The organism is Bradyrhizobium sp. AZCC 1588, assembly GCF_036924735.1.
Classification (GTDB): Bacteria; Pseudomonadota; Alphaproteobacteria; order Rhizobiales; family Xanthobacteraceae; genus Bradyrhizobium.
In genome coordinates, this window is record NZ_JAZHSC010000001.1 from 652,761 (window position 1) to 675,213 (window position 22,453).

Annotated in this window: 26 protein-coding genes; 15 read left to right on the forward strand and 11 right to left on the reverse strand. The window is 63.4% G+C overall.

All coding sequences use genetic code 11. The features are described 5' to 3' along the window. Window positions 1–18 precede the first annotated feature (18 nt). Window positions 19–1,464, reverse strand: a complete 1,446-nt coding sequence (locus tag V1277_RS03155; RefSeq protein ID WP_334414970.1) for a caspase family protein — start codon at window positions 1,462–1,464, stop codon at window positions 19–21. Window positions 1,465–1,696: 232 nt separating this feature from the next. Between V1277_RS03155 and V1277_RS03160 the strand changes: the two genes are divergently transcribed. Continuing rightward, on the forward strand, window positions 1,697–2,092 hold the full coding sequence (locus V1277_RS03160; protein WP_334414971.1) for a hypothetical protein: 396 nt from the start codon (window positions 1,697–1,699) through the stop codon (window positions 2,090–2,092). Window positions 2,093–2,094: 2 nt separating this feature from the next. On the opposite strand, the gene V1277_RS03165 is transcribed toward V1277_RS03160, so the two are convergent. Next, window positions 2,095–3,798 carry a ShlB/FhaC/HecB family hemolysin secretion/activation protein gene (locus V1277_RS03165; protein ID WP_334414972.1) on the reverse strand — a complete coding sequence of 568 codons (1,704 nt, stop codon included), beginning with the start codon at window positions 3,796–3,798 and terminating at the stop codon, window positions 2,095–2,097. A gap of 213 nt (window positions 3,799–4,011) precedes the next feature. On the opposite strand from V1277_RS03165, the gene V1277_RS03170 reads away from it, so the two are divergent. The 4 genes from V1277_RS03170 to V1277_RS03185 all read left to right on the forward strand — a co-directional run bounded on the left by V1277_RS03170 (window position 4,012) and on the right by V1277_RS03185 (window position 10,265). Continuing rightward, a complete protein-coding gene (locus V1277_RS03170; protein WP_334414973.1) occupies window positions 4,012–5,163 on the forward strand; it encodes a FecR family protein in 1,152 nt (383 codons plus the stop codon). A 65-nt stretch (window positions 5,164–5,228) separates the two neighbouring features. Next, a complete protein-coding gene (locus V1277_RS03175; RefSeq protein WP_334414974.1) occupies window positions 5,229–7,955 on the forward strand; it encodes an EAL domain-containing protein in 2,727 nt (908 codons plus the stop codon). 174 nt (window positions 7,956–8,129) lie between these two features. Continuing rightward, on the forward strand, window positions 8,130–9,320 hold the full coding sequence (locus V1277_RS03180) for a GNAT family N-acetyltransferase (protein ID WP_334414975.1): 1,191 nt from the start codon (window positions 8,130–8,132) through the stop codon (window positions 9,318–9,320). Next, a complete protein-coding gene (locus V1277_RS03185) occupies window positions 9,321–10,265 on the forward strand; it encodes a cupin-like domain-containing protein (RefSeq protein WP_334414976.1) in 945 nt (314 codons plus the stop codon). A gap of 6 nt (window positions 10,266–10,271) precedes the next feature. Here the strand turns inward: V1277_RS03185 and V1277_RS03190 are convergent, their stop codons facing one another. The 3 genes from V1277_RS03190 to V1277_RS03200 form a co-directional block, all read right to left on the reverse strand. Continuing rightward, window positions 10,272–10,910 carry an NIPSNAP family protein gene (locus V1277_RS03190; RefSeq protein ID WP_334414977.1) on the reverse strand — a complete coding sequence of 213 codons (639 nt, stop codon included), beginning with the start codon at window positions 10,908–10,910 and terminating at the stop codon, window positions 10,272–10,274. A 190-nt stretch (window positions 10,911–11,100) separates the two neighbouring features. Beyond that, a complete protein-coding gene (locus V1277_RS03195) occupies window positions 11,101–11,766 on the reverse strand; it encodes a DsbA family oxidoreductase (protein ID WP_334414978.1) in 666 nt (221 codons plus the stop codon). A 259-nt stretch (window positions 11,767–12,025) separates the two neighbouring features. Then, window positions 12,026–12,844, reverse strand: coding sequence for a helix-turn-helix domain-containing protein (locus tag V1277_RS03200; RefSeq protein ID WP_334414979.1), 819 nt, complete (start codon window positions 12,842–12,844; stop codon window positions 12,026–12,028). Between the two features lie 101 nt (window positions 12,845–12,945). Here V1277_RS03200 and V1277_RS03205 point away from each other — a divergent pair, with 101 nt between their 5' ends. Both V1277_RS03205 and V1277_RS03210 read left to right on the forward strand, forming a co-directional pair. Continuing rightward, window positions 12,946–13,167, forward strand: a complete 222-nt coding sequence (locus tag V1277_RS03205) for a hypothetical protein (RefSeq protein WP_334414980.1) — start codon at window positions 12,946–12,948, stop codon at window positions 13,165–13,167. Between the two features lie 38 nt (window positions 13,168–13,205). Beyond that, entirely contained in the window at window positions 13,206–13,604 is a 399-nt protein-coding gene (locus tag V1277_RS03210; protein WP_334414981.1) for a hypothetical protein, read from the forward strand. A gap of 105 nt (window positions 13,605–13,709) precedes the next feature. On the opposite strand, the gene V1277_RS03215 is transcribed toward V1277_RS03210, so the two are convergent. Together V1277_RS03215 and V1277_RS03220 are read right to left on the reverse strand one after the other, a co-directional pair. Continuing rightward, window positions 13,710–13,844: a hypothetical protein gene (locus tag V1277_RS03215; protein ID WP_283807553.1), complete on the reverse strand. Its 135-nt coding sequence runs from the start codon at window positions 13,842–13,844 to the stop codon at window positions 13,710–13,712. Beyond that, complete coding sequence (locus tag V1277_RS03220) at window positions 13,844–14,314, reverse strand: group III truncated hemoglobin (protein ID WP_334414982.1); 471 nt, start codon at window positions 14,312–14,314, stop codon at window positions 13,844–13,846. Before V1277_RS03220 ends, V1277_RS03215 begins: the two co-directional genes overlap by 1 nt. An 84-nt stretch (window positions 14,315–14,398) precedes the next feature. Between V1277_RS03220 and V1277_RS03225 the strand changes: the two genes are divergently transcribed. Then, window positions 14,399–14,827: an RrF2 family transcriptional regulator gene (locus tag V1277_RS03225; RefSeq protein WP_334414983.1), complete on the forward strand. Its 429-nt coding sequence runs from the start codon at window positions 14,399–14,401 to the stop codon at window positions 14,825–14,827. Between the two features lie 29 nt (window positions 14,828–14,856). Continuing rightward, on the forward strand, window positions 14,857–15,147 hold the full coding sequence (locus V1277_RS03230) for a DUF6522 family protein (RefSeq protein ID WP_334374276.1): 291 nt from the start codon (window positions 14,857–14,859) through the stop codon (window positions 15,145–15,147). A gap of 3 nt (window positions 15,148–15,150) precedes the next feature. Here V1277_RS03230 and V1277_RS03235 read toward each other — a convergent pair whose 3' ends face one another. Further along, entirely contained in the window at window positions 15,151–15,852 is a 702-nt protein-coding gene (locus V1277_RS03235) for an SET domain-containing protein (protein ID WP_334414984.1), read from the reverse strand. Window positions 15,853–16,048: 196 nt separating this feature from the next. On the opposite strand from V1277_RS03235, the gene V1277_RS03240 reads away from it, so the two are divergent. After that, window positions 16,049–16,627: a hypothetical protein gene (locus V1277_RS03240; RefSeq protein WP_334414985.1), complete on the forward strand. Its 579-nt coding sequence runs from the start codon at window positions 16,049–16,051 to the stop codon at window positions 16,625–16,627. Between the two features lie 108 nt (window positions 16,628–16,735). Next, window positions 16,736–17,083, forward strand: a complete 348-nt coding sequence (locus V1277_RS03245; RefSeq protein WP_334363684.1) for a hypothetical protein — start codon at window positions 16,736–16,738, stop codon at window positions 17,081–17,083. A 74-nt stretch (window positions 17,084–17,157) separates the two neighbouring features. Here the strand turns inward: V1277_RS03245 and V1277_RS03250 are convergent, their stop codons facing one another. Beyond that, window positions 17,158–17,892, reverse strand: coding sequence for a TetR/AcrR family transcriptional regulator (locus V1277_RS03250; protein ID WP_334414986.1), 735 nt, complete (start codon window positions 17,890–17,892; stop codon window positions 17,158–17,160). Between the two features lie 113 nt (window positions 17,893–18,005). On the opposite strand from V1277_RS03250, the gene V1277_RS03255 reads away from it, so the two are divergent. From V1277_RS03255 to V1277_RS03270, 4 genes are all read left to right on the forward strand, one after another. Next, window positions 18,006–19,412: a carotenoid oxygenase family protein gene (locus tag V1277_RS03255; protein ID WP_334414987.1), complete on the forward strand. Its 1,407-nt coding sequence runs from the start codon at window positions 18,006–18,008 to the stop codon at window positions 19,410–19,412. A 287-nt stretch (window positions 19,413–19,699) separates the two neighbouring features. Continuing rightward, window positions 19,700–20,278 (forward strand): hypothetical protein, encoded by a 579-nt coding sequence (locus V1277_RS03260; RefSeq protein ID WP_334414988.1) that lies wholly within the window; start codon window positions 19,700–19,702, stop codon window positions 20,276–20,278. A gap of 41 nt (window positions 20,279–20,319) precedes the next feature. Next, window positions 20,320–20,877 carry an inner membrane-spanning protein YciB gene (locus V1277_RS03265; RefSeq protein WP_334414989.1) on the forward strand — a complete coding sequence of 186 codons (558 nt, stop codon included), beginning with the start codon at window positions 20,320–20,322 and terminating at the stop codon, window positions 20,875–20,877. A gap of 126 nt (window positions 20,878–21,003) precedes the next feature. Continuing rightward, a complete protein-coding gene (locus V1277_RS03270) occupies window positions 21,004–21,300 on the forward strand; it encodes a hypothetical protein (protein ID WP_334414990.1) in 297 nt (98 codons plus the stop codon). Window positions 21,301–21,307: 7 nt separating this feature from the next. On the opposite strand, the gene V1277_RS03275 is transcribed toward V1277_RS03270, so the two are convergent. Both V1277_RS03275 and V1277_RS03280 read right to left on the reverse strand, forming a co-directional pair. After that, window positions 21,308–22,069 (reverse strand): DUF429 domain-containing protein, encoded by a 762-nt coding sequence (locus tag V1277_RS03275; RefSeq protein WP_334414991.1) that lies wholly within the window; start codon window positions 22,067–22,069, stop codon window positions 21,308–21,310. Then, on the reverse strand, window positions 21,991–22,434 hold the full coding sequence (locus V1277_RS03280) for a MaoC family dehydratase (RefSeq protein ID WP_057855673.1): 444 nt from the start codon (window positions 22,432–22,434) through the stop codon (window positions 21,991–21,993). The genes V1277_RS03275 and V1277_RS03280 overlap by 79 nt, the downstream gene beginning before the upstream one ends. Between the last annotated feature and the right edge of the window lie 19 nt (window positions 22,435–22,453).

Here is a 22,453-nt window from a genome sequence, read left to right on the forward strand (position 1 = left end):
GATTACCCTATTGGCACTTCAGTATCTACCCCGGCCGCCATGGTCGCCATAGTTGCCGCCGCGGCCGCCGCCAAACCCGCCGAGACCGATCCCGATGCCGATGCTGACCGGCGGCGGCGGTGGCGGCTGCTCGTAGACCACGCGCGGCGGCGGACGGCGAACGACCACAACGTCGTCATCCGGCTCACGCACGCGCCGCGGCGGCTTGCGATCGACCCGCTTCGGCGGATCGGGCTCGACGCGCCGGACCGGCGCATTGACCTTGATCGGCTGCTGCGGCGGCTGGACGTTGCAGGGGCACATCGGCGCGGCGAGCGCGACGTTCTGCGGCACGGCTGCGTTGGCGGCCGAAACGGCCGGCGTGAAGTCGGGACGGTTGCGCAGCCGTTCCTCCAGCTTGCGCGCGGTCGCGGACAGATCGCTGTCGGGGAATCGGGTCAGGAACGAGCGATATCCGGACGCGGTATTGATCAGCACGGCATTATTCCACGCCACCATGCGCCGGTGACGGACCAGCCAGTCCCGCGCCAGTCGCCCGAGCGAGGTTTGCGGGTAGAGGCCGGCGAAGGCCTCATAGGCTTCATCGGTACCGTCAGCCACAATCAACTCGTTCGCCGCCTCGACCGGTTTACCTTTCAGATCGCGCGTCCATTCGGCAACCGTCTTCTTCGGCTGCGCGGCAGGCTTGGGTCCGGCGACCGAGGCGCCGGAAAAGCGGAAATCCTCGGTCAGCGAAGAGCTGTCCCACGGGGTCTGCCGCCCCTCGGTGACCTTGTTCACCGCAAGCCGCACCCGCTTGAAAGTCTCCTCGATCGGAATCCCCTGCTCCTTACCGGCCGCGAGCAGCGCGGTCGTATACGGGCTGTTGGAGCCGGAGCCGTCTTCCGCGACCGCGCCGGGCGAGGTCGAGAACGACAGGAACGTGCCGGGCGAGCCAACCTTGGCATCGACGAGCGCAAGGCCGCTGCCGGCGGTCTTGAGATCGGGGAACGGATTGTTGCGGCAGGCATCGAGCATCAGGATGCGCATCCGGCTCGGCACCGATGTCAGCGTGTTCAGGATGTCGTTGAGGCGCACCGCCTGGATCGGAATGTCGGCTTCCCGCTTGGGATCGATATCGACCGGGACCAGAAAATTCTCGCCGTCGATCTGCAGCCCATGGCCGGCGTAAAACACCAGGGCGACCGTATCGGCGCCTTTCGCGGCCACCTTGCCGGCAAATTCGCTGACCACCTCCCGCATTTGATTCTGCGAAAGATCGGCCGCGGTCGAAACCTCGAAGCCGGAATCGGTCAGCAATTGCGTGACCGCCTTGGCGTCATTGGCCGGATTGGGCAGCGCGGGCACCGAGCGATAGGCGGATTGGCCGATCACCAGTGCGAGGCGACTTTCGGCGGAGGCAGAATGGGCGCCCAGCAGAACCGCCGCAGGAATCATCAGCTTGAGCAGCGCGTGACGGAACATGATGGCACCTCCCGACAATGCAGGCTTCGGATTGGTCACGGCCTCGAAGCCAAAGGTTCAAGCCGGCCGCGCCCTGTGAGACGTGATGGCGGCCCCATTCGACGGCGACCTTGTCGCAGGCCCAGAATCCCGCGCAGTGATCCAAATCACAGTCGCGAGATCGTTATGTGCACGGCAATCCCCTGTCCGAAATGGCGCCGCCGGGGTAAAACAACCTCCGATGCGGCGGATCGTGATTCACATAGCGCTGGTAGCGGGCGCAGCGCTGACGCTTGCGGGTTGCGGTTTTGCCGACGTCCGCGCGCCGGTGCCCGACTTCATGCGCGGCAAGGCGCCCGACCCGCCCGCGTTGGGGACGCCGCCGGACGTCAAGCTGCTGCTGCGGCAAAAACTGGATTCGGTGTTCGTGGCGGCCTCGCAACCGACCCAGGTCCGCGTCTCCGAGCCGCGCCCCAACCTCCGCGGACTGGGCTGGACCGCCTGCGTCAGGGCCGAAGTGGTTTCGGTGACCGGCAAGCCGCTGGGCACGCAGACCTATCGGATCGAAATATCCGACGGCGCGATCGCCGATCGCCAAAAGGTCGAAGCCGAGGATACCTGCGCAACCGAGAGCTACGAGCCGGTCTAGCCCTACAAACACCTTGTCGTCGCCCGCACCGGACAGAGCTTCAGCGCGCTGGTCAGCGAGAACAGTACGCGCGCGCCGCGGGTGGGGTTGTCAGGCGCGCGATAGCTGAGCGGCGCGGCGGCGCCGAGGTCGGCCTGCAGGCCTTCGGCGAGGAAGAAGCGAACGCCGCCGCCGGCCGAGGTCAGCGAGAGGCCATCGCTGAGCTGGTAGCCGTCATTCCAGGCCACGCCGCTGTCGACGAAGCCGTAGAACTGGTAGCCGCTCAGATATTGCAGGTTCGTCTTCTGGTCGAAGCGCAGTTCGACCGTACCAGCAAGACCGTTGTCGCCGCTGATCTCGGCGCTGCCATAGCCGCGGCCAAACGCAATGCCGCCGAGATAGAATTGTTGCGACACGAACAGCGGGCCGGACGCGGCCTGGCCGGCAGCGGCGAGCTTCACCGACCATGCATCCGTCAGCTTCTGATAGCGCGTGAACCAGAAATTCAACGCGGAGAATGTGCCGGACGCGCCGACGCGCGACAGGTAGTCGTCGTCGCGGTGCGAGGCGCCGAGAATGTCGAGGCCCTGGCGATAGTTCACCGTCAGATAATTGGTGCCGCCGAAATTATCCTGCAGGCGGTAGTCCGACGTGAGGCTCGCTGTGCGGATGCGATCGGCATAGATCAGGCCGAACACGTCGTTTTCGGTGGCGTTGGTGAATCCCGCAGCCGCGGTCAGCGTCAGGCTGGACTTCTGCGATTGCAACGGAGCAATGCTGCCGCGAACTTCGAACGAGTGGGTCTTGATGTTGTCGCTGTAGAGCCGGCGGTAATCGCCGGGCCAGACTTCGCTGTAATAGCCGGACGCGCCGATGCGCGCGCCGTCAGTGCCGACGGGCACTTCGTAGGACAGACGGCCGAATGCGAGCTGCCTGGGATCGCCGGGCGTGGTCGAAAGGTTGAACACCAGCGAATCGCCGGGCGCGAGATAGGAGTTGAACGCCGCCGTCCCATAGCTCTGCCACGGTCCGACCGACGAGGATCCGAGATTGTCGATGCCGAACGACGTGAAGACGTGCCAGGTTTTCACGGAGACGATCAGGCGGAAATCGCCGGTTGTCGTACCGATCTCATCGAGCGCGGTGTCCACGATCCGCACGCCGGGGCGGCCGTTGATCAGCAGCAATTGCCGTTCCAACGTTGCAAGCCGCGAGGGCCGCTCCGCCAGCACCGCATCGAGCATCGGCCGGACGCCGAATTCGTCGGCGCCGTCCCCCTTCAGCGTCAACTCCGTGATGCTGCCTTCGATGACCTGAATGCGAAGTTCGCCGCTCTGGATATCCTGTGGCGGGATGATCGCCCGGCTGAGGTGGAATCCGGCGGCGCGATAGACCTCGCTGACCGCACTGGCCATCGCCGCCAGGTCAGCCCGCGACACCTTTTTCCCGATATAGGGTTGATACGCCGTCACCAGCCGGTCCTGCGGTATCGCGACGGCGCCGCCGATCGAGACGCGCCGAAGCACGAACAGCGGCTTGGTATCTCCCTGCCCCTCCGTCCCGGCGAATTGCGGCGACGGCAATCGGGGCCGCCCGTTCGCGCCCTGGCTCGATTGCTGGTCCTCGAAACGCTTTTCGGTCTGCCGCGGATCGTAACCGGGCTGATGCGCTTGCTGCGCTTGCGCCGGCAAACAGACGAGCGAAGCCCACAGCCCGAGGCCTACCATCACCGTGCGGGATAAAGCTGAACATGCCCGTTTCCGTAGTTGTACGGATAAGAAACCGGGATAGTGAGTGAAACCGCTAGCCATCTGATTTTTAATAGAAAATTATGGTCAATGAAAGGTTAACGCGCCCCTCGCAGAGTACGGTTTCCGCTCACTCAATCTTGAAACATTTCCAATAGCGTCCGGGACAAAGCGGCAATCGGAGAGAGTTTCATGCGTGCGATCCCTCACGCCTCGAGAACACTCGCGGCGATGTTCTTCCTAGTGACGGCTTCGATCGCTAACGCCGCCGATGGCGGCGAGTGGACGGTCAGCAAATCCTCCGGCGAGGTCTGGCTCACCGGCAGCGGCGTGCAGCAGGCATCGATCAAGCAGGAAGACGCGTTGAAGCCGGGCGATACGGTTCGCACCGGCCGCACCGGGCGCGTTCTGTTGAAGCGCGGCGAGGAAATGATCATGGTCGCGCCGAATTCCGTGGTCGGCGTCCCCGCCCAAAAGAAGGAAGGGCTGTCGACCACGATCGTGCAGCAGGCGGGTTCGATCCTGCTCGACGTCGAAAAACGCAACGTCAAGCATTTCGAGGTCGAAACGCCCTACCTCGCCGCCGTGGTGAAGGGCACGCAATTCCGCGTCACGGTGAACGCTGGCAAGACCACCGTCGATGTGATCCGCGGTCAGGTCGAAGTCGCCGATTTCAAGTCGGGACAGATCGCGCAAGTGATGGCCGGGCAGCACGCGACGGCGTTCGCGAGCGGCAAGACAGGGCTGTCGCTGGGCGGAGCCGGCGTCCTTGCCCCGATCGAGCATGGCAAGCCACGCGCGCCTTCCATCGAGCGAGTGCCGGTGCCGCGCAACGGTCTCTCCGCGCCACGCCATGCAGCCAACGGACAAAACAAGCATGCGAACGCCCATCCCGCGAGGCATGGCGTCACTCGCATCTCCTCGTCGATCGGCGAAGTTCGGTTGAACTTCCATCGCGTCACCAACGGCCTCGCCCATGGCGGTTCGGCTTCGGTCGGCGCGGCGCGGGGCGCCTCCGAACCCAATACGGTCTGGAGTTCATCAACTCCCGGCACGGACACGGCCGCTGCCAACACTGGTCAGGGAGATAATGGCAACGGATCCGTCGCCAGCGCCGCCGGTCGCGCAAATGCAAGCACGGTAGCGGCTGTCGCCGGGGGTAATGCCAATAGCGGCAACGGCAACAGCGGCAATGGCAACAGCGGTAATGGCAACAGTGGTAGTAGCAACAGTGGTAGTGGCAACGGCAATGGCAATGGCGGCAGCGAAAATGCTGCCAACGGGAATGGCAACGGAGCCAACGGCAGTGGCCGCGGCAACAGTGGACACGGAAGAGGCCGGTAACCGCACAATCAACTGCAAGAGAGCTGAACGACCGGTCAAACCCGAAACACCAGAATGGTGACCAAGTGAAACGATATCGGCCGCATATTTTCGTGACGATTGCGCTGGCAATCGTCCTGGCGGGCGGCTGGCACAGTTCGCTTCGCAACACCCTGGCCGACCTGCGGTTCGCCTGGCAGTCGCGACAGGTCAGCGGCGACATCGTGGTGATCGCGATCGACGCATCGTCGATCGACAGGATCGGCGTCTGGCCGTGGCCGCGCCTGCTCCACGCCGAACTGATCCGGCAGCTTCAGAAGACGGACGTCCAGGACATCGCACTCGATGTCGACTTCTCGACGCCTTCCGATGCGTCGTCGGACCGAAACTTTGCCGAAGCCCTCGAGCGCGCCGGCGGATCGGTGGTGCTGCCCTCCTTCCAGCAGCCCCGCACCGACAGGACGACGCTTCACATCAATCGCCCGCTGCAGCAATTCGCCGAACATTCGTGGTCGGCGATCGTCAACGTCGAGGTCGGGCCCGATGGCCTCGTCCGGCGTTATCCGTTCGGTGAGAAGCTGGACGGCAAATTCGTACCCTCGATGGCTGCCGTGCTCGCCGGCCAGTACGCCGAAAAGCGCACGCCCTTTTTGATCGACTTCAGCATCCGAACGGCCGGAATCACCAAAGTGTCCTTTGCCGACGTTCTGAGCGGTGACCCGGCGACACTGCAAAAACTTCAGGGCAAGAAGGTCGTCATCGGCGGCACGGCGCTCGAACTTGGTGACCGCTTCAGCGTGCCGAACGGTGTGATCCTGTCCGGCCCGGTGCTGCAGACGCTGGCTGCCGAATCGCTGCTGCAGAACCGCGCGCTGCAATGGACCTCAGGCGCCGTCACGGCGGCCGGCCTGGTGTTGCTCGCCTTGCTGATGCTGTTCTCGTGGCGCCGCCTCTCCGCCGGCAAGCGGGTCGCGCTGCTCGGCGCAACGGCGTTCACGCTCGAGGCAGGCGCGTTTGCCCTGCAGGCGGCGTTCCCGCTCATTCTGGATACGTCGCTGCTTCACATCGCCATCATCATCTACGTCGCGGCCATCGCACTCGACGAAATCGATATCAGGGATCTGCTCGGCCGGGTCGCCGAGAGCCGCTTTCAGCGCGTGGCGATGTCGCTCGGCGACGGCCTGATCTGTACCGACTCCAACTATTTGATCACGGTGTGGAATCCGGGCGCGACCGCGATCTTCGGCTATCTGCCCGAAGAGATGATCGGTCGGCCGTTCGACGAGATTTGCGCACGTGACGAAGCCCTCGCTACATCCGCCTTCTCCATCAAGAACGCTGCTCATCTGGCTGCCGGATCGGTGGTCGAGTTCGATGGACGCCGCCGCAATGGCGAGGTGTTTCCGGTCGAAGCCTCCTTCTCCGGCTGGCAAGGCACCGACGGGCTTCAGTTTGGCGCGATCCTGCGCGACATCTCGGTACGCAAGCGTGAAGCCGAGAGAGTCAGATATCTTGCGGAACACGACACGCTGACGGGGCTCATCAACCGCAACACGCTTCACGTCCAGCTCGAGGCCAAAATTTCCGCGGCCGAGACGGACGGCCGCAAGGTGGCACTGCTGGTGATCGGCATCGACGGCTTCCAGCAGATCAACGACATGCTCGGCAACACCTGTGGCGATCTCGTGCTTCGCGCCATTTCGCAGCGACTGACGGCGGCTATTCCGCCGGCGGGTCTGGTCGCCCGCTTGAGCGGAGACGAATTCGCCATCGCTGTTCCGACCAGCGACATCGGAGAAAACCTCAGCCGCTTCGCCGAACAGATCGGCGACGGCTTCGATGCGCCGCTGCTGGCCGGAAACCGCCACCTCCGCGTCAAGGTCAGCATTGGAGCCGCCGTTTGCCCGGGCGATGGACGAACGGCGGACGAACTCCTCAGCAACGCCCATTTGGCGCTGAGCCGCGCCAAGGCGACCAACCGCGGCGGCCACGTGCTGTTCGAAGACTCGATCCGCCGCGAGCTGGAGACGCGCCTGACGCTGGAAGCAGAGCTTGCGCTGGCCGCGGAACGCAATCAGTTCGAATTGTTCTACCAACCACAATTTCATCTGGCCGACGGCCGATTGATCGGCGCCGAAGCCCTGATCCGCTGGCGTCATCCCGTGCGGGGCCTGGTTTCGCCGGGCGAATTCATGCCGGTCGTCAACACCTCCCCGATTTCCGAGCGGATCGCCGAATGGGTTCTCCAAACCGCCTGCACCCAGGGAGCCGCCTGGGAACGCGCGGGACACAAGCTCCGCATCGGCGTCAACCTTTCGCCGTCCCAATTGGAGTCCGGTGACCTCGCGGTCTCGGTCGGGCAGGTGCTCGCCAGCACCGGCTTGAGTCCAACCAGCCTCGAGCTCGAGGTCACCGAAGACATCCTGCTCCACGATGAGCAGGGCGCGCTGAATACGTTCCTCGAGATTCAGGAGCTTGGCGTTCGCCTGTCCTTCGACGATTTCGGCACTGGCTTTGCCAGCTTGAGCTATCTGAAGAAATTCCCACTCGACGGGCTGAAGATCGACCGCTCGTTCGTGTTGGGCTTGCTGACCAATCCCGACGACGCGGCGATCGTCAGCTCGACCATCGGACTGAGCAAGCAGCTCGGCCTGTCTGTCATCGCCGAAGGCGTCGAGGACCGCGCCACGGCCGACTTCCTGGTCAGGATGGGCTGCGAAGAGGGACAGGGCTATTTCTTCGGCAAGCCGATGCCGGCTCGGGATTTTGAAGCCAAATTCCTGACCGCTCCCGCAGCCGCCGAGGTGGCGTGACGCCGAGCGGTTTGATCAGGCTGAACGATCGGTTAACGCGACACCTCAAATCCGAGCATCGCAGCAACGCTATTTTCCAACTCTTTTCGCTAGGGTCACCCCGTGAACGCGATGAGCCGGCGGCGCCCTCAAGGTGTCGCCGGCATAAAAAAACGCGAACGGGGATTCGGGGAAGTGGTCGATATTACCGATACATCGACGGTGCGCCGGGCATCGAGCAAGGAGGCGAATGCGCCAGCCATCGGCGAGGCGCTGACGCCGCTTACCGACATCTCCGCGCCCCAATGGCGCGCACTCACCGATGGCGCCGCCGAGCCGAACGGCTATTACTTGCCCGAATGGGAATTGGCGGTGAATGCTTCGGCGCGGGGGCGGCTGAACGCCGCCGCGCTCGGCGCGTGGCACGATGCATCCACCTTGATCGGCCTTGTGCCCGTGATCTCGATGTGGCGCGCCTACAAGATCCCACTGCCCGCTCTGGTCAGCGCCGATCCCTACGGCACGCTTTGCACGCCGCTGCTCGATCGTGACATGGCTGAGGAAGCCGTCACGAGCATCCTGCGCCGGGCCAGGCGGGCCGGCGCGCATGCGCTGATTTTCCGCGCCACCCCGCTCGATGGCGCAGCCATGAAGGCCTTCACCAATGTGCTGCATCACGGCGGCATGCAGCCGCTGGTGCTGCAGTCGCATGTCCGCGCCTGCCTCGATGCCACGGCCGACGCCGATACAGTGCTGCGCGACGCGCTCGGCGCAAAGAAACTGAAAGAACTGCGCCGCCAGCGCAACCGCCTCGCCGAAAACGGCGCCGTCCATTTCGACGTGGCGCGGACGCCCGGCGAGATTGCTGCCGCTGTCGAAACCTTCCTGGTACTGGAAGCCAGCGGCTGGAAGGGCCAGCGTGGCACGGCCCTCGGCCAGCACGAGGGCGATGCGGCATTCGTCCGCCGCGCCACTTCGGCGCTGGCAGAGACCGGCCAATGCGAGATCGTGACCTTGCGCGCCGGCGAAACACCCGTGGCAGCAGCGATCGTGCTGCGCCATCAGGATCGCGCCTTCTACTTCAAGCTCGGCGTCGACGAGCGCTTTGCGAAGTTTTCGCCGGGCGTGCAACTGACGCTGGAGCTGACGCAGCATCTTTGCACCGATCCAGCCATTGCCATGGTGGATTCCACCGCAAATCCCGACCATCCCATGATCAACCCGATCTGGCGCGGACGCCTTGCGATCGGCGACGTGTTGATTCCGCTGCGGCGGAACGATCCGGTGGTGGCGTTGATTCGCGCCGCGCTCCCCTTGCGGTCCGCAATCCGCGAGCCGGCGCGGCGTCTCGTCCATTTCGTCAGAAAGAGTCGGGAGAAATCCTAAATGAATACGCTCACCGCCATAGCGCCCGTCATTACGGCCGACCATGACGCGCTCCGCCGCGACTTTCCGCTAAAGCCGTTTGCGATCCGCCACAAGCTCGGCGGCCATCCGCTGCTGACGCTGCCACGCATCGCGCAATTGGCTTCCGAGCTGCCGCGCGACCTGATCGAATATAATTCCGGCAAGGTCGCGATCAGCCAGGATCCGGATGCGATTCCAACCGTCGACCTCGACCCTGTCGAAGTCGTGAAGAGCATTGAGACCGCCGGCGCCTGGATGGTGCTCAAGCGCATCGAGAATTCGCCGGAATATCGGGCGTTGCTGGAGGATACGCTGCTGTCCGTCGCCCGCGCCCGCGGCTTCGACAGCTTGGCTGACGCCGGCTTCGAGCAGGTCGAAGGTTTCCTGTTCGTGTCCTCGCCGAATTCGACCACGCCCTTTCATCTCGACAGCGAAGACAATTTCTTCGTGCACATCCACGGCGAAAAATTCTTCACAATCTTCGACAACACCAACCGTTCGATCGTCTCCGACGACGAGATCGAGCGCTCGATGACCAAGCATCGCAACCTGAAATATGACGAGAGCCTTGCGCCGTTGGGCAAGGAATTCCGCCTGTTCGCAGGCGACGGCTGCTATGTGCCGTATCAATGGCCGCACTGGGTGCGCACTGCAGGCTCGTTCTCGATCTCGATGGCGATCACCTGGAAGACGCGCGAAGTGCGGCGGATGAACGATCTGCACTTCTTCAATTCGATGCTGCGCAGCATCGGCCTGCCGCAGCAGGCGCCGGGCAAACAGCCGGTGCTCGACGCGCTCAAGCTGGCGTTCTATCGCACCGTAACGACCGCGATAAAGCCGCTGCGCGCCTCGATGGCGATGCGCCGCGTGCTGCGGCGGATCGCGCTCGGGAAACGCGCGAACTATTATTTGAAGGGCGCGTAACCAGCCTCACTGCAGCGGCGAATGCGGCGCCGGCAGCATGATGGTCGAGTGCATCTCGTCGAGAAATCCGGGACCCTTCCCGAGAAATTCCTGCCAGGCCGGATCCTTCATCGCGTTCCCGCGCGCTTCGGCGCGGGCGTTCAGGCTGGGATAGGCCCAGATGTGGCAGGCTTCGTTCGGTTGCCCCGCTTCGGTCGTCCAGAGGCCGACGATCTTTGAATACTTTTCCCGCTCCGGCAGCACGGCGGTGAACGCATCGAGCCATTGCTTGAGGCCGCCGGCCGGCTTGGCGCGGTAGTTGCGGAGTTCGTAGACATTGCCCGTCGATGCCGGGGCAACCGGCGGCCTCACCGCGTTCATCAGGCGGACGTCCTGACGGACCAACCAGGGGCGGATCAGCGGCACATACTCGCCGGTCCAGCGCGGGCTTTTCGCAAGCTCGGCGCGCAACCGGGCGCGCTCGTCAAAACTGTTGTAGCTCCACATGTGCAGGACCTGGTTAAGCGGGCCGATCTCGGTCGACCAGTAGCCTTCGAGCTTGCCGTAATCGTCCTTGCGGATCTCGCGCGATATCGTACTCGCGGCCTTGATCATGTCGCCGAGCGTGCCGGGTCTTAAGGTGTAGGTGCGCAGTTCGTAGATCATGATTGCCTCCCCAAGTTTATTCTAGTTTCATCGCCGCGTTCTCCGGATGCTGCGCAGCGCCATAAGCGCGTTTACGCGCGTCTTCGACGCGCCATGGCGGTGCGCTGCTGCTCCGGGGTCTCCCCTGCAGCCTGGGTCCCGGCTCTGCGGCGCAGCGCTGCGCGCCGCACCGCGTCCGGGACACGCAAGGTCACTCCGCGGCCTGCGCGTTGATTTCGCCGGAAACTTGCCGGATCGCGCGGGCGAGTTGCTCGGCCGGCTGGGCGCCGGACACGGCATATTTCTGCGCGAAGACGAAAGTGGGAACGCCCGAGATGCCTTTGTCGGAAGCTTCCTGCGCCTGGCCGGAGATCAGTGCGACGTCCTCATCGGTGGCAAGACGCTTGCGCACATCGTCGGCGTCGAGGCCAACATCGGCCGCGGCCTGCACCAGCACGTTGATATCGGTCAGATCGCCGCCATCGCGAAAGTACAATTCCATCAGGCGCTGCTTCATCTCAGCGGCCTTGCCCTGCGCTTCCGCCCAATGGATCAGGCGATGGCAATCGATGGTGTTGGGCTGGCGCTTCACGAGTTCGGGCCGGTAGGTCAGCCCCTCCTCCCCCGCAGCCGCCACGACGCGGCCGGCGATGCCCTTGTAAGCCTCCACCGAACCGAATTTTGCGGTGAGATATTCGTCGCGGCTGATGCCCTCGCGCGGCACCCAGGAATTGAGGAAGAACGGCCGCCAGCGCACTTCGACGGGAACATCCGGCACCAGCGCCAAGGCGTTCTCGATCCGGCGTTTGCCGATGTAGCACCAGGGGCAGACCACGTCGGAGACGATGTCGATCTTGAGGGGTTTTAGGGTGCTCATCGGAACGTCCTCGCTGAATGATGTCCCGGAAGGTAATCCGATCGGACAAGGAGACAAGGGCGATCGCCGCATGTCTCGTATCACTTCACTGGCGGGCCGTGGTCACCGATATGCTGCAGGGCAGCGCGACCACGGCCCTGTCGCTAGTCGGCAACTCCCCGGCGACCGCACAATGTAGGATGGGTAGAGCGCAAGCGAAACCCATCAACCGTGCGCCGCTCACATGATGGGTATCGCTTCGCTCCACCCATCCTACAAACTACAAAGCTGCCGCTATCTGCCGCATCCGATCGGCGGTCAGATCGTCGGCGGGGAAGAAAGTTTCCAGCGCAAGCTCCTGCAACGTGATGTCGACGGGCGTGCCGAACACCATGGTAGTGGAGATGAAACTCAGCACATCGCCATTGTGGCGCAGCTTGAACGGGATCGCGACATTGTCGGCCGAGATCGGCCCCGAGCGCGCCGGCATGCGATAGGCTTTGAGCTCCTGATACAGTTTGAGCAGTTCGGGATCGGCCGTTGCCTCACACTGGCGATGCAGCCGTTCCAGAAGATGCGCGCTCCATTCGGCGAGATTGACCGTGCGCGGCGCGAGCCCTTCGGGATGAAAGGCAAGCCGCAGAATGTTGAAGGGGTGCCCGAGCAGATGCGGCGGCAAACCTTCGAGCAACGGCGCCACCATGCGGTTGGCCGTCACCAAATTCCAGCGCCGGTCATAGGCCAGCGCCGGATTGGGCTCATGTGCCTTCAGTACCAGATCGATCGCCTGCCGGGCTGACTTTAACGCCGGATCATCCAGCGAGCGTTGCGGAAAGGCTGGAGCAAAACCCGCCGCGACCAGGAGCACGTTGCGTTCACGCAAGGGGACCTCCAATCGCTCGGCGAGCTTGAGCACCATTTCCCGCGATGGCGCGGCGCGGCCGGTTTCAACAAAACTGAGGTGACGCGCGGATATTTCGGCATCGCTCGCCAGATCGAGCTGGCTCAGATGGCGCCGCTGGCGCCATTCGCGCAAGTGATCGCCAATGTGGAGGGGTTGGGTTCGTTCGGCTCGCGCCGTGGCAGCATGTGCGTTCATGGTGGAAAACCTACCATGCGAATTTCGTCCATTCCATTACGTCCGAGGTAATCGAAACGGGTCGCGGGCCGGGTCATCTTTGGAGGCACAGGAGATGACCCATGCTGATGCTTTCACTGTTCCGCTTCGTCGCCGCCATGATCCCCTGGGTGCGCAATCTGGTCACCTGGCTCGTGGCACGCTCCCTGAACATGCCCGAGCCCCTGGTGTACGACACCGGCGTCTTCGTGTTCGTGCAGGTGCAGACGATCGAGAACAGGGTCGGCAAGGCGCTCTGCCCGGTGCGGCTGATGCGTCAGCTCCGGTCGCTGCTGCAACGCTGATCCCTGCCCCCGGTCATTCCCAAGCACAGGAGAACGTCATGATCCATCCGTCCACCTTCCTGAGCCGCGCTCTGCTCGCCGACGCCATCTTCAGCGGCGTCGCCGGTGTGGCGCTAACGCTCGGCGCCGGCGCGCTCGCGCCGTTCCTCAATTTGCCGGAAGTCTTGTTGCGCGAAACCGGCCTGTTCCTGATCGCCTATACCGCGCTGGTCGGCTGGCTGGCGACGAGGTCGACGGTGATGAAGGCGCTGGTGCTGTTCGTGATCATCGGTAATGCCGCCTGGACGCTGGGCAGCATCGCGCTGCTTTTCTCGGGCGCGGTGTCGCCGAACCTGCTCGGTCAGGTCTTCATCGTGGCGCAGGCGATTGCAACGGGCGTGTTTGCCGAGCTGCAGTATATTGGGCTGCGGAAGAGCGGTGAGACGGTGGCGGCGTAAAGTGGGCACCGTCATTCCGGGGCGATGCGAAAGCATCGAACCCGGAATCTCGAGATTCCGGGTCTGGTGCTAACGCACCAGCCCGGAATGACGCGCGCGAGCGCCTCAGCTCAATACCACCGCCGCAATCATTCCGGCAAAAGTCAGCACCAGCCCGATGACCAGCATCGGCACCAGGCTGCTGCCCGAATACGGATCAGCCTGCTCCTTGTTCGTCACGATATGTGCACGATAAGCCATCACACTGCTCCTGCCTGATTGCATCGAAATCTTTCACCGTTTGCGAGCATCACGCCGTTGGCGCCGGCGATGCCAAGCTCGAGGCTCGCCGCAATCCGCCGCGCCCGTTCCACGAAATGCGCTTCCGCCTCCGGCGGGCAGACCTCGCGTGCGGTGGCCTCGAACAGCGCGAGCCAGCGGTCGAAATGCGCGGCATCGACCGGCAGCGGGAGATGTTTGGCCATTGGCGTACCGTGGTAGCGGCCGGTCATCAGCGCGACGGACGACCAGAATGCGCACATCTGCTTCAGATGCGGCTCCCAATCCTTGATGCGCGCGTCGAAGATCAGCCCCAGCACCGCGTCCTCGCGGACCTTGGCATAGAAGCCGCGCACCAGGCGCTCGATCATCGTCTCGTCAATTCCGGTTCGTTGCATGATCTCGGCCGTGAGCCGTTCGCGCCGCTCCGGCCCTGCCACGATCGCTTCCATTTCGCCTGCCCTTAAATAGGTATTTCAAATACCTATTTAGACGGCTATAGATGATTTGCAAGCAGATCTTTCGAGAGGGGCCCCATGCGCCTGACGTCGTTCACGGATTTTGCCTTGCGTGCCCTGATGCGGCTGGCGGGCGAACCCGGCCGTTGTTTCGCCACCAACGAAATTGCGGCCGAGTTCGGCATTTCCCGCAACCATCTGGCCAAGGTGGTGCGCGACCTCGCCGATAGCGGCTTCATTTCGACCCAACGCGGCGTCGGCGGCGGCTTCATGCTGGCCCGCCCGGCCCAGTCGATCACCATCGGCGAGGTGGTGCGCGCGCTGGAAGGGCCGCCGCTGGTCGAGTGTTTTCGTGAGGATGGCGGTAGTTGCGTGCTGAAGCCGCGTTGCCGGCTGAAAGCGAAGCTGGCCGCCGCGCGCGAAGCCTTCATGCGCGAGCTCGATGCCACGACGCTGGCGGAATGCGCCTACCCCGCGCAGCCCGGACGCAGTCCGGTGACCGCGTGAGGCCCGCACCGAAGCATCAGGACTTGAACATGAAACCGATCGAATTCGAGAATGGAATCGTGCAGATCGATGCCGCGATCGTCGCCGAAGGCCTCGGCCTTGCGCTGCCGCTCCTTCAGAAAGAGATGCGGGCGGGCAAGATCACGAGCTTTGCCGAGCGCGGGGTCGATGCCGATTCCGGCCGGCATCGGCTGACCTTCCTGTCCGCACATCGGCGGTTTCGCGTTGTGGTCGACGAGAAGGGCGTGATCATTAAGCGCTCCGCGGTGGACTACGGCAATTCGCTGCTGCCGAAGTCGGTACGCAAATCCGGCGGATGAGCCCTATGCCTGAAGGGCCGGCGCCGGCGCGAAAACCGGCTGTTTCCTGGCAGCCAATTTCTTGCCGGACGCTCTGACACGGCTGTTGGGGTTCAGTGATGTCCCATTCAGTGACATGCCATTGGCCGAATGGCCGTTCAGCTTGAGCTTCTTCTTCGACGTGCGCTCGGCCTCTGCTTTATCCTTCAGCTTCGCGTCGGCCTTGGCCAACTTTTCCGCCTTCTTCAGCGCCTTCCGCTCGGCCTTGGCCTTCAGCCGCGCCTTCTCCGCCCGCGCTTCGGCACGCTTCTTCTTGCGTTTCTTCTCGCAGGCTGCGCATTTGCAGCCGATCGGCTTCAGATAGGCTTTGAAATAATCGGTGCCGTAATCGTAGTTGATCTCCTCGCCCGGCTCGATGTTCTTGATGGCGCGGATGAACACCCTGCGCTTACGGGGTTTGACATCGGATTCGGCGTTCGGCCGGCAGGAATGGTTGATATAGCGGGCGATGTTCTTGCGCACCGAGCCGTCGATGGTCCAGCGGTCGTTCAGTTCGAACAAATATTTGTTCTCGATCGCGTCTTCTTCTTTCTTCTTCGAATCAAGAAGCGGCCCGAAATAGCGGATAATCTTGGTGCCCTTCTTGATCGGCTTAGTGGCGAAAAGGCCAAGTCCGGTGCGGGAGCGGCCGACGCGATAGGGTTTATTCGAAGGAATGGAGGGCATGACGATTGGATAACTGCGCGCTCAAAAAACGAGGAATTGCGAAGCCGCCCTTCTAGGACGATTCCGCGGCATTGTCAGGTGTTTCGCACATTCGCCTTGAACCTTCCCCAGATTGCACCGTCTACCCCCAAAGGTTCCACGAGAGAAGGTTCAGATGAAACGCGTCTCCCATCGGCAGCTCGCCGTGTCGGCCGCCATGACGCTGTTCGCCGTTGCATTTGGCCTGATGTCACCGGCGAACGCCCAAACTTTCAGCAGCAGCTACACGTCGACCGCGCCAAAGGACTGCCACACGGTCGGCAAGCCCGAATCCGACGGCAGCACGACGCAGGTCTGCCCCGGTAAATCGGGGCTGATGGTACTGATCAGCGAGGGCGACCTGCGTGAAACCGTCTCGGTGGGACGAAACCGCGAGGCCGCCGCCAAGGAGCCGGCCGCGGAGGCCTGGTTCGGCCCCTTCAATTCGACCGGCCACACCGTCGAATGGCGGGCGGTCGACGGCAGGCCGTTCGCGATCATTCAGCGCTGGCTGATCGCCGATAACAACGACCCGGACAAGACCGGAAACCCGATCACGAAACCGATGCTCGCGGTGACGCGGCTGCCGCCCGGGCCGGTCTGCCACGTCGCCTATGTCGACGGCCAGGCCAACCGCAATGCCAACGAGCTCGCGCGCCAGGCCGCGGACGAATTTGCGCGTGATTTCAAGTGCGGCAAGGACGAAGTGAAGGTGATTGGCGAGCGCGGCCGCGCGGTGGAATTGGCAAAGCGGTGATGGTAGACACAGTCTGGCGCTTTCTTGCCGCATTAACGTCAAAGCTTCGGGCTTGAGTGCTTGAACCTTGTCAAACCATATTATTTCACGGCATCACCCGGGGCAGCGATGCATATAAAACTCCTGGCACTCCTCATCGCCGGCATCGCCCTCTCCGGCTGCTGCGCCTCCGGAACTGGCTGCTCGACGCAGACCGCGGGCGCGCCGATCGCCTGGGACGGCTTGGGTGAACCGCCTACCGCAGATGGCGAACAAGCCGGGGTGGCCAAGCCGAAGCGGAGGACGGCGCGCAACCGCGAGATCATTCTGGGCCCCCTGAACGAAGCGTCTTCCAGGGACAGGTCAGCCGGATCGGGCGTCAAAGCGGCGTACGAAGACTGGACGCGGCAGCCCAACGAAGACGCGGAAGCCGACGCAAGGCTCGCGCGGCAAACCAAAATTTGCAGGGGCTGCTGAGCGCGGGACGCCAGCCGCAACCGTCGCCGCGCAGCTTCATCCCGCCTGCGAACTCCCGCAGAGCGGCCGCCGTCTTACGCCCCCGGCGGTCGCGGCACTGTCGAACGCAGCATTGCATCCAGAAGCTGGTCGACGCCGGTCCCCTCGGGCAGCCGGTGCAGGATGTCCTTGAGCCTTCCATCAAGCAGCAGCGTGGTGAAGCCGTGCACCAGCGACCACGCACGGGCAATCGCGGCAGCCTGGTCGAGCGACAAAGCCTCCAGCGCTTCGCCGGTGAGTTTTTCATTGCGGCTGAGGCTCACCGCGGTCGCCAGTCCTTCGAAGGAGGCGGTCGCCGCCTCGTGCAGCGAGGGCCGCGTCATGTCGAGCCGCTCGGTCCGGAACATCAGCCCGTACATGCCGGGGCGCGCCTGCGCATAGGCGACATAAGCCTTGGCGCGCGCCAACGCCTTCATGAGCGGGAGCGTTTCGGTGTTGCCCGCCGCGGTCATCGCCGCGTTGAAACGCCGGAATCCGATGGCGGCAAGCTCGCTCAGCAGCCCGGTGAGATCGCCGAAATGATGAGTCGGTGCCGCATGCGATACGCCGGCCTCGCGCGCAACCGCCCGCAGCGTCAGGCCCGACAGCCCGTCGCGTTCCAGCACCCGCTCCGCCGCGGCGAGCAAGGCGTCGTGCAGATCGCCGTGATGATAAGGCGTCTCGCCGGCCGGACGACGACGCCGGCTGGCCGGCCTTTCGGCTACAGTCTTCGCGGGCCTGCGCTTCGCGGCCGGGCGGTTCGTTTTGGTTGCTCTCGATGTTCTTGCCATGCGAATCTTTATAACCACAATTTTTACACTGTAAAGATTTTGCTTGACGACCCATTGGCAACGCGCCTACTTATATCTTTACGATGTAAAGATATAACCGGAGGGAACGTGTGATGCTCGACCAATTGGCGACGACCAATGCGACGCGGGACAATCTGGCGCCGATCCCGATGGAATGCGACGCGGCACACCTCAAGGTGACTGGCGAATTACCGCGCGAGCTTAACGGCACGCTTTATCGCAACGGCCCCAACCCGCAATTCGACGCGCCCGGCGCCCACTGGTTCGTCGGCGACGGCATGCTGCACGCCTTCCATCTGGAGAACGGCCGTGCCAGCTATCGCAATCGCTGGGTCCGCACCCCGAAATGGCTGGCCGAGCACGACGCTGGCCGCGCGCTGTTCGGCGGCTTCGGCCGCAAGCTGCCGGGCGCACCGGCCGGGACCACCGACGATGGCGGCGTCGCCAATACGAACATCATCTTCCATGCCGGAAAACTGCTGGCGCTCGAGGAAGGCCACCTGCCGACAGAGATCGAACCCGGCACGCTCAAGCGAACAGGCTATTGCGACTACAAGGGCGCTATCAAGGGTCCCTTCACCGCGCATCCGAAGATCGATCCGGTGACCGGCGAAATGGTGTTCTTTGGCTACAACGCCGCAGGCCCCCTCACCCCCGCCCTCTCCTTCGGGTCGGTCAATGCCGTCGGCATAGTAACGCGGTTCGATCGCTTCGAGGCCCCCTATGCGAGCATGGTGCACGACTTCATCGTCACCAAAAATCATCTGCTGTTTCCGATCCTGCCGCTCACCGGCAGCATCGAGCGCGCCATGACGGGCCGGCCGCCCTATGCTTGGGAGCCGGACAAGGGCGCCTATGTCGGCGTCATGAAGCGCGACGGCTCCGCCAAGGACATCGTCTGGTTTCGCGCCGAGTGCTGCTACGTCTTCCACGTCATGAACGCGTGGGAGGACGGCGACCGCATCGTTGCCGACGTCATGCAGTACGAGGAGCCGCCGCTGTTCACCCATCCCGACGGCACGCCCACCGATCCCGCCAAGTCGCGCGCCCGGCTGTGCCGCTGGACCTTCGATCTCGCAGGCAATACCGATCGCTTCACGCAAACCTGGCTCGACGACATTACCGGCGAATTCCCCCGCGTCTGCGATCGAAGCGTCGGTTCAGCCAACCGGCATGGATGGTACGCCTGCGCCAATCCCGACCTGCCGACTTCAGGCGGATTGTCGGGCCTGGTACATGTCGACGGCAATGGATCGCGGCTTGGCCAGTACCTGCTGCCCGCCGGCGATACGATCTCGGAAGCAGTGTTCGTTCCACGCGGCGGTGACGCCAGCGAGGGTGACGGCTGGCTGATGTCGGTGGTCTGGCGAGCCCGCGAAAACCGCAGCGACCTCGCGGTATTCAATGCCACCGATGTCGACGCCGGACCGGTGGCACTGGTGAAGCTCGGACATCGTGTCCCCGACGGCATCCACGGCAATTGGGTTGGCGCGGCCTAAGTGCGCTATAGCCTCCGCGATGCCGGGGCGCGACGTTGTCGCACCCTACGTTGCAAGCGTCGGCCGAGTCGGCGGCATCACGATCACGCTCGTTTTGCTGCTCGCCTGCGCCCTCATGTTTCTCTCGGTCGCGATATTGGGCGCCTGAAGCGCCCGCAAACCGTTGCAAAGACGATCACAGATCGTCGCGTCGTCGAATTTAGACACTGTAAAGATTTCGCTTGACGGCTCCGACGCCCAACCCTATGGTATCTTTACGGTGTAAAGATTAGCTTCAAGAGGCCGTCATGACCATCTTCCTAGTCCTCGCCCCGTTCGGCTCGTTCGCCCTGCTGATGCTGGTGACCTCGGCCGAGATCAGCCTCTTCGTTGCGGCCGCAATCTGCCTTGCCGTCATCGGCATCGACGTGTATCGCGGCCGCTCGGTCAAGATGTTGGGCGCGGGCTCGGTCGTCGTATTTGCCGCGCTCGGCGCATACGTCTCCTTGGTCGATCCGAACCTCAGCCATTCGGCCGTCAAGCTGACGGTAGACGTCGGCGTGCTCGCGATCTCGCTGGTTTCGCTGATCATCCGCAAGCCGTTCGTCCTGCGATATGCGCTTGAGGAGGTCGATGCCGAAACGGCCAAGCGGCCGGGTTTTGTGAAAATCGTCTACCTCATCACCTGGGCCTGGAACGTCGCGTTTGTCCTGATGATTATCGGCAACGTGCTGCCGATCTATGTCCCGGGTCTGCCGCTCTGGTCGGGACTTGCGATCGCGTTCGCCGCCCGCAACAGCGCCGCCTACTTCACGGCATGGTATCCGCAATATCGCAAGGCGAAGCATGGTAAGCCGCCTGCAAACGCCCTTCCCGGCACCAACTGAAGCAGACTTCCAACCGAAACCCATCAGCAGAGAGCAAACCGATGAAGGACGTATTCGCCAGACTGGGCGCCGATTTTTTCTCCACCATCCTGTTCATCGCGATCTACCTGACGACTGACAATGTGCTGCTGGCGACTGCCGTCGCGATCGCTGGCGCCATTGCGCAGGTGATCTACTTTCGCATCAAGGGCAAAGAGCTCGGTTACATGACATGGGCCAGCCTTGGGCTCGTCATCGTGCTCGGCAGCGCGACGCTTCTGACCCACGACCCGCGCTTCGTGCTGGCGAAACCCGCAATTGGGCATTTCGCCATCGGCGTCATCATGCTCAAGCGCGGCTGGATGTTGCGCTACATGCCCTCGATCGTGACCCAGACCATTCCCGAATATGTCACTTTCGCCGGCTACGCCTGGGCCGCACTGTGCTTCGCACTCGCCGCCGGCACCATCGGTGTCGCGATGACCGGCGACATGAAGCTGTGGACGTTCTACGTGACCGTCATACTGGTCGGCGCCAAGATTGCCGCCTTTGCAATTCAATACGTCGCGTTTCGTATTTTGGTCGGCAGCCGCCTTCGCGCCGCCGCCCAGCAAGCCTGAAAAATACGCGTCAAAAAGGCGCTTGAGACGATTGGGCTTGTGTGGCGAGATAGGCTATACCGCGCACGAGTTTAGCGGATCTCGCAGGCCATTCCGGCTTGCCGTGGAAATGTCGGGGAGACAAAGATGGCCGTGGACGGAAACTGGAATATCACCATGAGCACGCCGATGGGCGAGCGCAAGGCAACGCTGTCGCTGCAAAGCGCGGGCGGCGCGCTGACGGGCACGCAAGGAGCGGACGGCAATTCCGGCGACATTTTTGACGGCACCGTCGACGGCGATGACGTCGCCTGGAAGATCTCCATCACCAACCCGATGCCGCTCACGCTTGCCTTCACCGGCAAGGTTTCCGGCGACACCATGTCCGGCGAAATGGGCATCGGTCCGATGGGCAGCTTCCCGTTCACGGGTTCGCGGGCGTAGGTTCTCCCTAAAACCAGATCCGCATCGGCAAGCCGTGCGCATCAACGGGCGGCGCCCCCTCGGGGACGCTGCCCGCAGGCTCGCGGGCCGCAATCGCAACAGCGCAGGCATCCAGCACATCGTCAGGCTTTGCACCGCTACGTTCATGGGTCAGCCAGCGATCGATCTGCCGAAAGCCTGATTGCTTGAGCAGCGCGCGGCGCAGAGCAACTCCCCCGGCGGATTTCTTCGACGGCAAGGGCTCGTTGTCGTTCAATCGCAGAAACACCAGTTCGGGATGCACCTCGCGAATATCGCGAGATGGATTCGCGCGCACGAACGCGTCGACCTCCATGATCTTCGCACCCAGATGCCAGAGCTGGCGGGACACCCGCTTCTGCCCGCGCCGCTGCGCCTCCCGGTTGGCATCATTGGGATCGCTGAACTCCGACCACAGCCAGCGGCGAGCGCCGGCAAAGACGCGCGACGCGTGCGGCCGCAATTTTGCTCGAGCCAGCAGGTCGCAGTCGCGTTCGCCGTGATCGCTCATCCCGATCGGGATATCTATCCCCGCTCTGTCGCAAGAACGCGACAGCGCGTCCGTGATGTCGCGATGAAAGGAGATTTCCTGCACGTCACCGTCGAGGAGAACGGCGACCCAGCCTTTGCTGAACCCGTCGAGGCCAAGCGCCCTGCAGCCCGACCTCTTGCTCACTTCGGCCGGCTGGGCACGATCGCAATCGGATTGAAGGTATAGACCGCTTCGCCATGCTGGTTGTAGGCGGTCCACCTGACCCGGGCGATGCCTTGCGGCTTCGTGCGCGACGCCGCCAATTCCACCACCTCCCCTTCGAGAAAAATGGTGTCGCCGGGCCGCACCGGCTTCAGCCAGCGCAGATCGTCGACGCCGGCGCCGAACAGCGGATGCGGCCCGAACGGGCGCGCGCTCGCGGCGAGCCGCATGGCGATCGCTGCCGTCTGCCATCCGGAGGCGGCGAGGCCCCCGAGAATGGACTTCTTGGCCGCCTCCTCATCGAGATGAAACGGCTGCGGATCGTACTCTTTGGCGAAGCGGATGATGTCCTCCTTCGACACCGTCGCCGCCTCACTCTTGAAGCGCATCCCGATCTTCAGGTCGTCGAACCACTCGATCATCGCGTCCTCGCTCACATTT

Excerpts from the sequence above, each read along its gene's own strand:
- V1277_RS03190 (WP_334414977.1), bottom strand. The coding sequence starts at position 10,910 with ATGATCTACGAACTGCGCACCTACACCTTAAGACCCGGCACGCTCGGC.
- V1277_RS03185 (WP_334414976.1), top strand. The coding sequence starts at position 9,321 with ATGAATACGCTCACCGCCATAGCGCCCGTCATTACGGCCGACCATGAC.
- V1277_RS03235 (WP_334414984.1), bottom strand. The coding sequence starts at position 15,852 with ATGCCCTCCATTCCTTCGAATAAACCCTATCGCGTCGGCCGCTCCCGC.
- V1277_RS03155 (WP_334414970.1), bottom strand. The coding sequence starts at position 1,464 with ATGTTCCGTCACGCGCTGCTCAAGCTGATGATTCCTGCGGCGGTTCTG.
- V1277_RS03170 (WP_334414973.1), top strand. The coding sequence starts at position 4,012 with ATGCGTGCGATCCCTCACGCCTCGAGAACACTCGCGGCGATGTTCTTC.
- V1277_RS03215 (WP_283807553.1), bottom strand. The coding sequence starts at position 13,844 with ATGGCTTATCGTGCACATATCGTGACGAACAAGGAGCAGGCTGATCCG.
- V1277_RS03260 (WP_334414988.1), top strand. The coding sequence starts at position 19,700 with ATGACCATCTTCCTAGTCCTCGCCCCGTTCGGCTCGTTCGCCCTGCTG.
- V1277_RS03255 (WP_334414987.1), top strand. The coding sequence starts at position 18,006 with ATGCTCGACCAATTGGCGACGACCAATGCGACGCGGGACAATCTGGCG.
- V1277_RS03165 (WP_334414972.1), bottom strand. The coding sequence starts at position 3,798 with ATGGTAGGCCTCGGGCTGTGGGCTTCGCTCGTCTGTTTGCCGGCGCAA.
- V1277_RS03220 (WP_334414982.1), bottom strand. The coding sequence starts at position 14,314 with ATGGAAGCGATCGTGGCAGGGCCGGAGCGGCGCGAACGGCTCACGGCC.
- V1277_RS03195 (WP_334414978.1), bottom strand. The coding sequence starts at position 11,766 with ATGAGCACCCTAAAACCCCTCAAGATCGACATCGTCTCCGACGTGGTC.
- V1277_RS03205 (WP_334414980.1), top strand. The coding sequence starts at position 12,946 with ATGCTGATGCTTTCACTGTTCCGCTTCGTCGCCGCCATGATCCCCTGG.
- V1277_RS03230 (WP_334374276.1), top strand. The coding sequence starts at position 14,857 with ATGAAACCGATCGAATTCGAGAATGGAATCGTGCAGATCGATGCCGCG.
- V1277_RS03265 (WP_334414989.1), top strand. The coding sequence starts at position 20,320 with ATGAAGGACGTATTCGCCAGACTGGGCGCCGATTTTTTCTCCACCATC.
- V1277_RS03240 (WP_334414985.1), top strand. The coding sequence starts at position 16,049 with ATGACGCTGTTCGCCGTTGCATTTGGCCTGATGTCACCGGCGAACGCC.
- V1277_RS03250 (WP_334414986.1), bottom strand. The coding sequence starts at position 17,892 with ATGGCAAGAACATCGAGAGCAACCAAAACGAACCGCCCGGCCGCGAAG.
- V1277_RS03270 (WP_334414990.1), top strand. The coding sequence starts at position 21,004 with ATGGCCGTGGACGGAAACTGGAATATCACCATGAGCACGCCGATGGGC.
- V1277_RS03210 (WP_334414981.1), top strand. The coding sequence starts at position 13,206 with ATGATCCATCCGTCCACCTTCCTGAGCCGCGCTCTGCTCGCCGACGCC.
- V1277_RS03280 (WP_057855673.1), bottom strand. The coding sequence starts at position 22,434 with ATGATCGAGTGGTTCGACGACCTGAAGATCGGGATGCGCTTCAAGAGT.
- V1277_RS03225 (WP_334414983.1), top strand. The coding sequence starts at position 14,399 with ATGCGCCTGACGTCGTTCACGGATTTTGCCTTGCGTGCCCTGATGCGG.
- V1277_RS03245 (WP_334363684.1), top strand. The coding sequence starts at position 16,736 with ATGCATATAAAACTCCTGGCACTCCTCATCGCCGGCATCGCCCTCTCC.
- V1277_RS03200 (WP_334414979.1), bottom strand. The coding sequence starts at position 12,844 with ATGAACGCACATGCTGCCACGGCGCGAGCCGAACGAACCCAACCCCTC.